We start from the raw sequence: 12,638 nt of genomic DNA on the forward strand, positions 1-12,638 counted from the left end.
TTTTGTCGTATCGGCCCGGGTGCCCGGAGCACCGCCGCGCCGCACGGTTCTAAATCTGTATGCCGAAAACCGAGCAGATCGCATCCACCACGCCGTTTTCATCGTTCGACTTTGCCACGTGGCGGCTGACCGCTTTGAGTTTCGGGTGCGCGTTGGCCATCGCATAATTTTCGCCGCAGACCTGGAGCATCTCGTAATCGTTGAGATAATCGCCGAAGGCCATGCACTCATCCGGCGCGATTCCATATTCTTTCTGGAACACGCGAATGGCTTCTCCCTTGTTGACGCCGGGGTTCATCAAATCCACCCAGTGGGTGCCCGAAAGGACGACACCCAGCGCGTTGTCAAACGGCTGCAGCAACGGGTATGCATGTGTTTCGGCGTTTTCCATGTCGAACACGGCAATCTTGCAGATGCGGTCGCGCCGCGCCGCCTCCAGCACATCGCCCACCCGTTGGCAGCGCGTGTAATACAACGCCACATTTTCCATAAAAAACGGCACGTCGGAGTCCACATAGGCGCTTTTTTCGCCGCTGAGAACCGGCATCAGGCCGCCGGCGCCGCGAATGGCCTCCACCACCGCCGTGACGAGCGCTTCGGGGATCTCGCTCACCCACAGGCTGCGCCCACGGTCGATGACCATCGCACCGTTTTCCGAAATAAACGAAACCTGTTCCTGGACAGGTTCAAACAGTTGCCGCAGATTATAATACTGCCGCCCGCTCGCAACGGCGAACCGCACCCCCCGGTCGAACAACTGCCGCAGCACGGGGAACAGATGCGCGGGCAATTCCTTTTGGCTGTTGAGCAGCGTCCCGTCCATATCCGAAGCCACCAGTTTCAGCACGATACCCCTCCTGACCATGTCCAGCATATCGAGCACCCCAAACGGGCCTGCCGGGCAGCTCACAAAACGGGCGCGCAGACCGAACTTCATTATATACCATTTTAACCGCCCACGCAAACCATCCCCCATCCCGCATGCCGAGCATCCGCGGCTTTTCCAAAAGGCGCAAAATCCCGCATTCCAGTCACGCGGACGCCGCTTCGCAATAGGATGAAAAAGGAAGCCTCACGCCGCCGGTGCGGATGCACCGCCATGTTCCTACATATTGGTTCTGCCGGGCACCTCATGCCCGGGCAAGACCCGCACGACAGGGTGGATTCTGATGGATCTGATAGCGATTTTTCTGTTCGCGCTCTCGGCAAATCTGGACAATTTCACGGTGGCCATCACCTACGGGATGCGCCGCATCCGGATCGGCTTTGCCGCCAATCTTCTGATTGCGGGCATTTCCGGAGCCGGCACCTGGCTGTTCATGTCGGTGGGCGTCCTGATCGGACGCTTCCTGCCGCACCCGCTGGCCACCGCCGCCGGCAGCCTGATCCTGGTGGGCATCGGTCTGTGGAGCATCAAAAGCGCACTCCGTCCCAAAACCGCCCGTCCCCCGCAGGAAACCGGCGTCCGCCTGGGCGATCTGCTGGAGCAGCCGGAAAAAGCAGACGCCGACGCGTCCGGACGCATCGACCTCAAAGAAGCGGTCATCCTCGCTTTTGCGCTGACGCTCAACAACGCCGGGCTGGGGCTCGGGGCCAGCATTGCGGGCGTCAACATCCTGTTCACCACGCTCTGCACCGCCGTTTTGAGTATGGCGCTGATCTGCGCAGGCTGTTTCGTGGGGAAAAACTGGGCTTCGCGCCTGTTTGGGCGCTTTGCCCCGCTGGTGGCCGGGATCGTCATTGCCGCGCTGGGCATTTATGAACTGCTCCCGGTTTTTTAGCCGTTGGCTCCGGCCGGAAACCCAACGGCATTTCCGGCAAAACAGACAAGTCCCTTCTCTTCTCGGAACAAGGCCTGACCTGAAACGGCCCACTGTATTTTTGCCGCCGGAACGGACATAAAGGCCTCCCTTCAGTCGTATATTCCATCAAGGGGGTCTTTCCACCGCCCCCGTTATGCATCTCCGCACATTTTATGTATCCGCCTCATATAATTCCCAACGGATATGCATTTTCTCCTTCCAGCCACAAAGTTTGTTATTTTGTAGACAATGTAGAATCACATGAAATATCTTTACATTATTTTTTCACTCTTTCACAACAATCGTCTTTACAATGTTGTGTGAATATGGTAAAATTCTAATAGAAAATCGTGATTTTAACCATGATTTGTTTGGATTGTCATGTCACGATTGGAACAATTCCACAAACATTCTAACATTTTCTTTTTAACGCTCTAAAATCGGATCATATTCATAAAACCGTTGACCGAGGTGGGAAAAATGTACACAAATGCACCAAAAAAAACAGGACGTGAACAAGAATTACAGTGTTTCCACGAGAGCGTATACCCGCTGTCCTTTGAATATTTCGGCGGGCACTCCTCTCATCGCAGCAAAAAATCCGGCGTTGTGTTCCGTGTGTGGGCACCCAAAGCAGTTTCCGTTTCCATTGTGGGAGATTTCAACAACTGGGACGCATCCAAAAACCCGATGATCTCCGTGGACGACCAGGGGGTATGGGAAGGATTTGTGCCCGGCATCAAAAGCTTCGACATCTACAAATATCAGATTGAAACAGCGGATGGGAAAACTCTTCTCAAAAGCGACCCTTATGCCACGCACATGGAAACCCGGCCGGACACCGCTTCGCGTTACTACAATCTTTCGGGATATCACTGGAAAGATCAGGAGTGGCAGAAAAAGAAAGAAAAGAAATCCGCTTACGATGTTCCCATGAACATTTATGAGCTGCATGCCGGATCCTGGAAAAAATATCCTGACGGCAATCCGTTTGAATACCGCAAGCTGGCCGAAGAGCTCATTCCCTACCTCCAGAAAATGGGGTATACCCATGTGGAACTGATGCCCATCATGGAGTATCCGCTGGACAATTCCTGGGGCTACCAGGTCACCGGCTATTTCGCCCCCACCTCCCGTTATGGCTCGCCCAGGGACTTCATGGCTTTCGTGGATTACTGCCACCAGGCCGACATCGGCGTCATCATGGACTGGGTGCCCGCGCATTTTCCCAAAGACGCGCACGGGCTGTACCGCTTCGACGGGGACTGCTGCTATGAGTATACGGACCCGCTCAAGCAGGAACACAAATCCTGGGGCACCTGCGTGTTTGATTACAGCAAAAGCGAAGTGCGCAGCTTCCTCGTCTCGAACGCCATCTTCTGGCTCCAAAAATATCACATCGACGGCCTGCGCGTGGACGCGGTCGCTTCCATGCTCTATCTGGACTATGACCGAAAAAACGGCGAGTGGCGGCCCAACCAGTACGGCGGGCACGAAAACCTTGAAGCGGTTTCGTTCCTGCAGGAACTGAACAGGGAAGTATTTTCCCGCTTCCCCAACGCGCTGATGATCGCGGAGGAGTCCACCGCGTGGCCGCTGGTGACCAAACCGGTGGACGTCGGCGGGCTGGGCTTCAATTTCAAGTGGAATATGGGCTGGATGAACGACATGCTCGATTATGTCTCCACCGACCCCTATTTCCGTAAAGACCACCACAAAGACATCACGTTCTCGTTCCACTATGCCTTTTCCGAAAACTACATCCTCCCCATCTCTCACGACGAAGTGGTGCATGGCAAGCGCTCGCTGCTTGAGAAAATGCCGGGCGATAAGGCGGAGCAATTCGCCGGCGTGCGCGTCTTCCTGGCCTACATGATCGCCCACCCCGGCAAAAAGCTGCTGTTCATGGGCAGCGAGTTTGGCCAGGTGCACGAATGGGACTGCCATGACGCGCTGCAGTGGCAGCTGCTCGGTGAAAAAGGCCATCAGAACCTGCAGGATTTCACCGCGGCCCTCAACCACTTCTATCTCGACCAGTCGCCTTTGTGGCAGAATGATTTCTCATGGGAGGGATTCCAATGGATATCTTACGACGACAACCTGCAAAACATCATCGCGTTCCGGCGTATTGACCGGAAAGGTGAAGAGCTCGTCTGCCTGTTCAATTTCGCCCCGGTAAAACGTGACGATTACCGGATCGGCATTCCTGCCGCCGGCTATTATCAGGAAGCGTTCAACACGGATGCGGAACAGTTTGGAGGAACGGGGGAAAGCAATAAGGAGCCGGTGCCAACCGAAAAGATTCCTCTCCACGGGTACCAGCAATCCATTGCGCTCACCGTTCCGCCGATGGCGGCACTCTTCTTGAAGCATCAACCAAAATGAATTTCGGCTCAACGTAATGAAAGCGGGAGGTATGGGTTATGGCTGGGAATACAAAATGCATCGCAATGCTGTTGGCCGGCGGACAGGGAAGCCGGCTCGGCGTTCTGACGAAGAGCAGGGCTAAGCCTGCTGTTCCGTTTGGCGGCAAATATCGCATCATCGACTTTACGCTGTCCAACTGCGTCAACTCCGGCGTGAGCACCGTGGGCGTGCTGACGCAATACCAACCCCTGGAGCTCAACGACTACATCGGCAACGGCCAGCCTTGGGATCTCGACCGCATGGACGGCGGGGTCCATGTCCTGCCGCCTTACCAGCACCGCAAGGGAGCCGACTGGTATTCCGGAACCGTCAACGCAATCTACCAAAACATTCCCTTCATCGACCGCTACAATCCCGACTACCTGCTGGTGCTCGGCGGCGACCACATCTACAAAATGGATTACGCGAAAATGCTCGCGTTCCATCGTGAAAAGCAGGCGGACTGCACCATTGCCGGCTTGGTGGTGCCCAAAGATCAGGCTTCGCGTTTCGGCATCATGAACACCAACGGCGACAACAGTATTTACGAATTCGAAGAAAAGCCCGCGAGGCCGAAAAGCAACTTCGCTTCCATGGGCATCTATATCTTCTCCTGGAAAAAACTGCGGGCCTACATGACCTCTGAAGAAGGCCGCAAGCTGGACGACTTCGGCAAGCACCTCATTCCCGCCATGCTTGAAGCGGGCGAACGCATTTTTGCTTACCCGTTCGAAGGCTATTGGAAAGACGTGGGCACGGTGGAAAGCTACTGGCAGTCCAACATGGATATGCTCAACCCGACTTCCGGCCTGAACATGCACGACCCCAACTGGCGCATCTACGCCCGCAGCGCCGCCGAACCGCCGCATTACACCGGGTGCAATGCCGTCATACGCAACTCGATTGTGGCGGAAGGCTGCTCGGTGGACGGCACCATCTATAATTCCGTGCTGTTCTGCGGCGCAAAGATCGAAGCCGGCGCCGTGGTGCGTGATTCGATCGTGCTGCCGGGTGCCATCATCCGTGCCGGCGCAAAGGTTCAGAAAGCCGTCATCGGAGAGACGGCGATCATCGGAGAAAACACCATCGTCGGTTTCCGCTCCGACGAGATTGGCAAACCGGTCGCCGGAATCACCGTCGTGGGCGACGGTGTGCACGTGGGCCGCAGCGCCATCGTGATGGAAGAAACCATGCTGGATGCTGATATTCCAGAGGTGAAAGCTGTATGAACAACAAAACAACCGGCATCATTTTTGCAGACATTTCCGACGGAAATCTGCATGAACTGACTGCCCACCGCCCCACCGCATCGGTGCCGTTCGGAGGAAGATATCGTCTGATCGACTTTGTCCTCTCCAATTTCCACCGGTCGGACATCACCGATGTCGGCGTGATCGTCCAGAGCAATTACCGCTCCCTGATGGATCACCTGGGTTCGGGCAAAGACTGGGATCTTTCCCGGAAACACGGCGGGCTGTCCCTCCTGCCGCCGCTGGCCGGCCAGCGCATGTATCACACCCGGCTGGAAGCGCTCTGCGGCATCCGCAACTACCTCAGCGCCAACCAGAGCGACTATGTTATTCTGGCGGACAGCGACGTCATCTACAGCATGGACCTGAGCACGCTGCTGGAGCGGCACGCGGAAACCGACGCGGACATAACCGCCGTCTATCGCATGGAGACGCTGGAAGGCGCGCCGAGTTTTTCGATCCACGCCTATGAAACCGACCAAACCGGGCGCATCACCGCCATCGTCGCCAACCCCAAACCCGGTGAGCAGCAGATCGGCATGCACCTGATGGTCTTCAACAAACCGCTTTTGCTGGAGATTATCAACGAAGCCGCTTCGTACGGCTTGAACGACCTGCACCGCGACATCCTGCAAAAACGCACGGACGTCTACCACATATACGGCTGGGAGTTCGGCGGATATGCCGCGCGCATCGATTCGCTGCCGCACTATCTGAGCACCAACATCGACCTGCTGGATGCCGATGTGCGCGAGGATCTGTTCCACCGCTACGGTTCCGTCTGCACGCGTGTGCGAGACGAAGTGCCCGCGCAGTATGGTGAAAACGCATCGGTGACCAACTCGTTCATCGCCGACGGTTGCGTCATTGAAGGAGAAGTGGAAAACTCCATCCTGTTCCGCGGCGTCACGGTGGGCAGCGGCACCAAAATCTCCAACTCCATTGTTTTAAAAAACAGCCATGTGGGCAGCAATGCCACGCTGGATTACTGCATCATCGACAAGGAAGTGCAGGTCCGCGACGACCGGTCGCTGATGGGATACGGCACATACCCCCTGTTCATCAGTTCCGGCAGCATTGTTTGATCGCAGCGGCCCCCGCCGGGCAGGCGGAAAAGGTTCCCACCCTTTCCGCCTGCCCGGTGGTCTTTCACCCCACCAACACTCCAGACCGTTTTTTAATGGTACAAAGGTTAAAAACAGATTCGGCCATTTCCGGCGGTATCAAGAACGTGTAAGAGAGGAGAACCACGCATGAAGATTTTATATGCCGCGAGCGAAGCGGTTCCTTTCGCCAAAACCGGCGGCCTTGCGGATGTAGCGGGCTCCCTGCCGAAGGCGCTTGTGGAAGAAGGCGTGGACTGCCGGGTCGTACTTCCGCTGTACGACAGCATTCAGGGCCTGCTGAGACAAAATCTGCATTTTCTCTGCCATTTTCAGGTGTCGGTATCCTGGCGCAGCAAATATTGCGGGGTTTTTGAGTCCAAGATCGGTAATGTGACCTATTATCTGATAGACAACGAATACTATTTCAAACGCCAGAACTACTATGGGCATTACGACGACGCGGAACGCTTTGCCTTTTTTGCCCGCGCGGTGCTTGAAATGCTGCCACACATCGGCTTCCAGCCGGATATCATCCATGCCAACGACTGGCAGACCGCGCTTACCCCGGTTTACCTGGCGGCCTACTACCGCAGCAACCCGTTTTTTGCCGGAATCAGATCGGTTTTCACCGTGCACAACGTGGAATATCAGGGCAAATACGGCTACGAGATTTACAACGACGTGATCGGCCTGCCGCATTATTTCTTCCATGTGATGGATTACGACGACTGTGTAAACTTCATGAAAGGCGCGGTCGTCTGTTCAGACGAGGTAACCACCGTCAGCCCGTCTTACAGCTATGAGCTGCGTTACCCGTATTTTTCGTTCGGGCTCGACCGTATCTTCAATATGTACGGCTACAAGATGCGCGGCATCCTCAACGGCATCAGCAACGAGGACTACAACCCGTCCACCGATAAATGTCTCTTTGCCAACTACACTCCGGAAGCCCCCGGCAAGAAAGCCGTCAACAAGCAGGGACTTCAGAAAATGCTGAACCTGCCGGAAGACCCGAGCGCCATGATCGTCGGCTATATCGGGCGGCTGGTGCAGGCCAAGGGCATCGAGCTCCTCCGCTACGTGCTGGAGGAACTGCTCCAGCACCATGTCCAGTTGGTCGTGCTCGGCACGGGCGACTGGAAATATGAAAACTTTTTCAGCGAAATGCAATGGCAATATCCGGGCAAGCTGTGCGCCCGCATCACGTTCTCCAACGACCTTGCCCGCAAGATTTACGCAGGGGCCGACACACTGCTGATGCCTTCGCGTTCCGAACCGTGCGGGCTCTCCCAGCTCATTGCGCTGCGCTACGGCACCATTCCCATCGTGCACCAGATCGGCGGGCTGGGCGACAGCATTTCCGACTGCGGCGACGGCAAAGGCAACGGCTTCACATTCAAGCAATTCAACGCGCACGATATGATCGGTGCCATCAGCCGGGCAGAAGGCTGCTTCACACACAAAGATGATTGGGATGTCTTGATACAGCGTGCCATGACGTGCGATTTCAGCTGGCACCATTCCGTGCAATCCTACAAGGCGCTTTATGAAAATGTACTTCACTGATAATCAGAGCCCGGACACGGGCAGACGCAGCAGCGTGATCTCCACCCTGCTGAAAATAAGACACGATAAAAAGAAGGAGGCGGACATTCCGATGCGCGCAGCCTATAATAAGGTTCAGGCAAAAACAAATGTCCAGACCAAACTGGAGTGCCATTTCGGCGTGACTCCATCTCGCGCAACACCTGAACAAATGTATAACGCCGTCGCCATGGCGGTGCAGGATATCCTTTCCGTACAGCGCAGAGAATGGACAGAAAAGCAAAACCGCAGCAAAGGCAAGACCGCCTACTACCTCTGCATGGAGTTTCTGATGGGCCGCTCCCTCAAAAACCATCTGTTCAATCTGGGTGTGACCGAAGTGTTTGCAGACTGTGTGAAAGATTTCGGGTTCGATCTGGATGACCTGTTTGAACTGGAACCGGACGCCGGGCTCGGCAACGGCGGTCTGGGCAGGCTGGCGGCCTGCTTTCTGGATGCGGCGGCCGGCCTTCGCTATCCGCTTTACGGTTATTCCATCCGGTATGATTATGGCATTTTCCGCCAGAAGGTCGTGGACGGCTGGCAGACCGAACTGCCCGATTTCTGGCTGCCGGGCGGCGAAGTGTGGCTGACCCCGCGGCCCGACGAAGCGGTTACAGTGGGGTTCGACGGCGAGATCAAAGATGAATGGAACGGGAACCGGCACTCGGTCTCCTATTCCGGGCAGCATGTGGTCACGGCGCTGCCGTATGATATGATGATTTCGGGCTATAAAAGCGGCGCCGTGGGCGTGTTGCGCCTATGGAGCGCGCGCAGCCCGTCGTTCGACATCGGCCTGTTCAACCAGGGCGATTATATGCACGCCATTGAAGAAAGCGCGATGGCCGAGGTCATCAGCAAGGTGCTCTACCCCTCCGACAACCACATCGAGGGCAAGAGCCTGCGCCTGCGCCAGCAGTATTTCCTCGTTTCCGCATCGATGCAGGACATCATCCGCAAGCACATGGAACGGTATGGCACACTGAACAACCTGACGGACAAGGTCGCCATCCACATCAATGAAACGCATCCGGCACTTTGCATCCCGGAACTGATGCGCATCCTGTTGGATGAACACGGATACGAATGGGACGCTGCGTGGTCGATCGTTACCAAAACCACCGCCTACACCAACCACACCGTCATGCACGAAGCGCTGGAGGTCTGGCCGGAAGATCTGTTTCAACGGATGCTGCCACGCATCTACCAGATCGCGCACGAGATCAACGAGCGGCTTTGCAAGCATCTCTGGATCTATTATCCCGGAGACTGGGCCAAAATCGCCAGCATGGCCATCATCTCCTATGGGCAGATCCACATGGCCAATCTGTGCATCGCCTGCTGCCACACGGTCAACGGCGTTTCCACCATTCACTCCAACATCATCAAGACCTCGCTGTTCGCCGACTATGCGCGTACGTTTCCGGAAAAATTCACCAACGTCACCAACGGCATCGCGCACAGACGGTGGCTGGCAGAATCCAACCCGCAGCTTGCCGGCCTTATCCGCGAACTGATCGGCAACGCCTATCTCACCGACGCAGGCCAGCTGAGCAAGCTCCGCGCCTATGCGGACGACCCGGCGGTGCTGGAACGGCTGGCAAAGATCAAACGCGCCAACAAAGCGCGGATGGCAGATTATATCAAAAAGGCCGAGGGCATCACGGTTGATCCCGACTCCATTTTCGATGTGCAGGTCAAGCGGCTGCATGAATACAAGCGCCAACTGCTCAACGCGCTGCACATCCTGCACCTTTACAACCGGCTGAAGTCCGACCCACAGTTGGACATCCCGCCGCAGACATTCCTGTTCGGGGCCAAAGCCGCTCCCGGCTACCTCATGGCCAAATATATCATCCGCCTGATCTGCTCCATCGCCAAAGAAGTGGACAGCGATCCGGTCATTTCCCAGAAACTGAAAATTGTATTTCTGGAAGATTACCGCGTTACCATGGCGGAAGCGCTGATGCCCGCCGCGGAGATCAGTGAACAGATCTCGCTCGCGGGCACGGAAGCCAGCGGCACCGGCAACATGAAACTGATGATCAACGGCGCCATCACGATCGGCACGCTCGACGGCGCGAACGTGGAAATGCACGAAGCCGTTGGGGATGAGAACATTCTGATCTTCGGACTGCACGCCGACGAGGTCGATCAGCTGCACGCCAGGGGCTACAGCCCCACGGCCTATTATCACAACAACGCCGACCTGCGCGCTGCGCTGGACCGGCTGAACGGCGGCATCGGCGGGATCCGGCACACCGAGATCAGCAATTCGCTGATCGGCCGGGGCAGCGGGCAGGCCGACCCCTACATGGTGCTGGCCGATTTCGCCTCCTACTGCGGCATCCATGAAGAGGCACTCAAGCGCTATGCCGACCCTGCGCAATGGAACCGCATGTCCCTGCTGAACATTGCATCGGCGGGCATCTTCTCTGCCGACCGCGCGCTCACAGAATACGCACAGCGCATCTGGAATCTGGAAGCAATGGACTGAGACGCCATTCCCCTTTGGGAACAGTCTACGTCCTGATATATTGGGAGGATCCGATTGGGCAACGAGATCTATGACGCATGGGACACCGCCTTCAAAAAGCCGTTCGGCGCGCTGCGCGCCTATCAGAGCGCATCGTTCTTTATCCGGCCGCCCCGTTCCGAAGGCGTGCATGCGGCGAGACTGTATATCCACGCAGACGGCGACGGCGGCTGGGGCATCGACATGCAGCCAATCGGCACAGACGATGCCGTCGATACGTTTTTTTGCACCTGCGCACTGGCGAAACCCGGACTGTACTGGTATACGTTCACGCTGGAAACACAGTACGGGCCGCGCAAACTGGTGCGCGGCAAAGGCGGGGCGGCGCAGCTGGCATCCGCAGAGCAAAAAGACGGCGAATGGCAACTGACCGTATACGACCCTGCTTTCCACACGCCGGACTGGCTGGCGGGCGGCATCCTCTACCAGATTTTTCCCGACCGGTTCCGCCGCGGCGGCGGCAAATTGCCGACCCGGATGCCGCCCGACCGCGTGCTGCGTGAAAAATGGGACAGCATACCTGAATATCGTGCGGAGGAAGATGAATTTGCGTTTTCCTGCACCTATTTCGGCGGAAACCTGGCCGGCATCACCGAAAAACTGCCGTATCTGCGCGAGCTGGGTATAACCGCACTGTACCTCAACCCGATTTTTGAAGCGCATTCCAACCACAGGTACAACACTGCCGATTATATGAAGATCGACCCTCTGCTCGGCACCGAGGACGATTTCCGCACCCTCTGCAAAAAAGCAAAGGCGCTCGGCATCGGCATCATCCTCGACGGCGTATTCGGCCATACCGGTGACGACAGCGTTTATTTCAACCGCACGGGCCGCTACCGCAGCGTCGGCGCCTACCAATCCAAGGAATCGCCCTATTACAACTGGTATCAGTTCACGTCATGGCCGGATCAATACCGCTGCTGGTGGAATTTCGACACCCTGCCCCAAGTGGATCAGATGGCTCCGAGTTTTCTGGAGCTCATCACCGGTGAATCCGGCGTGCTGGCACACTGGCTGGGCGCGGGCGCAAAAGGATGGCGGCTTGACGTGGCGGACGAACTCAATCCCGCGTTTATCGACCGCCTTCACGCACGCGTGAAGGCGACCGACCCGGACGGGGTGGTCCTCGGCGAGGTGTGGGAAGACGCTTCCACCAAAATCGCCTATGGGCAGCGGCGGCAGTACCTGCTGGGCCGGCAACTGGATGGTGTGATGAATTATCCGTTCCGGGAGGCCATCATCGCGTTCCTGCACGGCGGTGATGCGGACACGCTGCATTTCCTTGTGACTCAGATCGTGGAAAATTACCCTGCGCCCGCGATGCGCGTCACGATGAACTTGCTGGATTCGCATGACACCGAGCGCATCCTCACCGCGCTCGCGGGGGAAAACGGCGAAGGGCACGACCGCGCGTGGAAAGCCAAACAGCGCCTTTCCCCCGCGCAGCGAAAATACGGGCTGACCTTGCTGCGTCTCGCGTATGCCATCCTGTTCTTCCTGCCGGGCGTACCCTGCATTTATTACGGCGACGAAGTGGGTATGGAGGGATATGACGACCCGTTTTGCCGTGGCACATTCCCCTGGGGGCACGAAGACAACAACCTCTTCAACGATGTGCGCAGCCTTGCGAGACTGCGCCGCGCCTGTCCGATACTGGCCGATGGCTCCTACACTACGTTAGCGTCCAAAGGCGGTTTGTTTGTCTTCCGGAGAGGCGAAGGAGAAAGCCAGTTGATCTGCGCCGTCAACCGCTCGGAAGCGCCCGCCGCATTCACGCCGCCACCGGACGGGTTTGAATTTAAACTGCTGGCAGGCAAAGGCGAAGCTTTCTGGGATATCCCCGCCGAAAGTTTTAAATTGTTCGGCACAGGCAGCTGGACCAAAAAGTTATAAGTTTTTCTGTTTTTCATACAAAAAGCGCCGGCTGGTCCGGCGCTTTTTTATGTTGCGT

The 12,638-nt window shown here is 56.7% G+C and carries 8 protein-coding genes; 7 read left to right on the forward strand and 1 reads right to left on the reverse strand.

The genetic code is table 11. The annotated features are described in order from the left end of the window. Positions 1–49: 49 nt before the first annotated feature. The gene (locus ETHHA_RS09985) at positions 50–937 is read right to left on the reverse strand and encodes an HAD family hydrolase (protein WP_242822072.1); all 888 of its coding nucleotides are present in this window, start codon (positions 935–937) and stop codon (positions 50–52) included. 232 nt (positions 938–1,169) lie between these two features. Here ETHHA_RS09985 and ytaF point away from each other — a divergent pair, with 232 nt between their 5' ends. The 7 genes from ytaF (at position 1,170) to ETHHA_RS10020 (ending at position 12,580) form a co-directional block, all read left to right on the forward strand. Continuing rightward, positions 1,170–1,781, forward strand: coding sequence for a sporulation membrane protein YtaF (gene ytaF / locus ETHHA_RS09990; RefSeq protein ID WP_013485857.1), 612 nt, complete (start codon positions 1,170–1,172; stop codon positions 1,779–1,781). Between the two features lie 501 nt (positions 1,782–2,282). Further along, complete coding sequence (gene glgB / locus ETHHA_RS09995; RefSeq protein ID WP_013485858.1) at positions 2,283–4,187, forward strand: 1,4-alpha-glucan branching protein GlgB; 1,905 nt, start codon at positions 2,283–2,285, stop codon at positions 4,185–4,187. A gap of 38 nt (positions 4,188–4,225) precedes the next feature. After that, positions 4,226–5,437 (forward strand): glucose-1-phosphate adenylyltransferase, encoded by a 1,212-nt coding sequence (locus tag ETHHA_RS10000; protein WP_013485859.1) that lies wholly within the window; start codon positions 4,226–4,228, stop codon positions 5,435–5,437. Further along, positions 5,434–6,543, forward strand: coding sequence for a glucose-1-phosphate adenylyltransferase subunit GlgD (gene glgD / locus ETHHA_RS10005; RefSeq protein ID WP_013485860.1), 1,110 nt, complete (start codon positions 5,434–5,436; stop codon positions 6,541–6,543). The genes ETHHA_RS10000 and glgD overlap by 4 nt, the downstream gene beginning before the upstream one ends. Before the next feature lie 168 nt (positions 6,544–6,711). Further along, positions 6,712–8,130 (forward strand): glycogen synthase GlgA, encoded by a 1,419-nt coding sequence (glgA, locus tag ETHHA_RS10010; protein WP_013485861.1) that lies wholly within the window; start codon positions 6,712–6,714, stop codon positions 8,128–8,130. Next, positions 8,111–10,645, forward strand: a complete 2,535-nt coding sequence (locus tag ETHHA_RS10015; RefSeq protein ID WP_013485862.1) for a glycogen/starch/alpha-glucan phosphorylase — start codon at positions 8,111–8,113, stop codon at positions 10,643–10,645. Before glgA ends, ETHHA_RS10015 begins: the two co-directional genes overlap by 20 nt. Before the next feature lie 54 nt (positions 10,646–10,699). Beyond that, a complete protein-coding gene (locus ETHHA_RS10020; RefSeq protein ID WP_013485863.1) occupies positions 10,700–12,580 on the forward strand; it encodes a glycoside hydrolase family 13 protein in 1,881 nt (626 codons plus the stop codon). Positions 12,581–12,638: the final 58 nt, after the last annotated feature.

It is taken from the genome of Ethanoligenens harbinense YUAN-3 (genome assembly GCF_000178115.2).
Classification (GTDB): Bacteria; Bacillota; Clostridia; order Oscillospirales; family Ethanoligenentaceae; genus Ethanoligenens; species Ethanoligenens harbinense.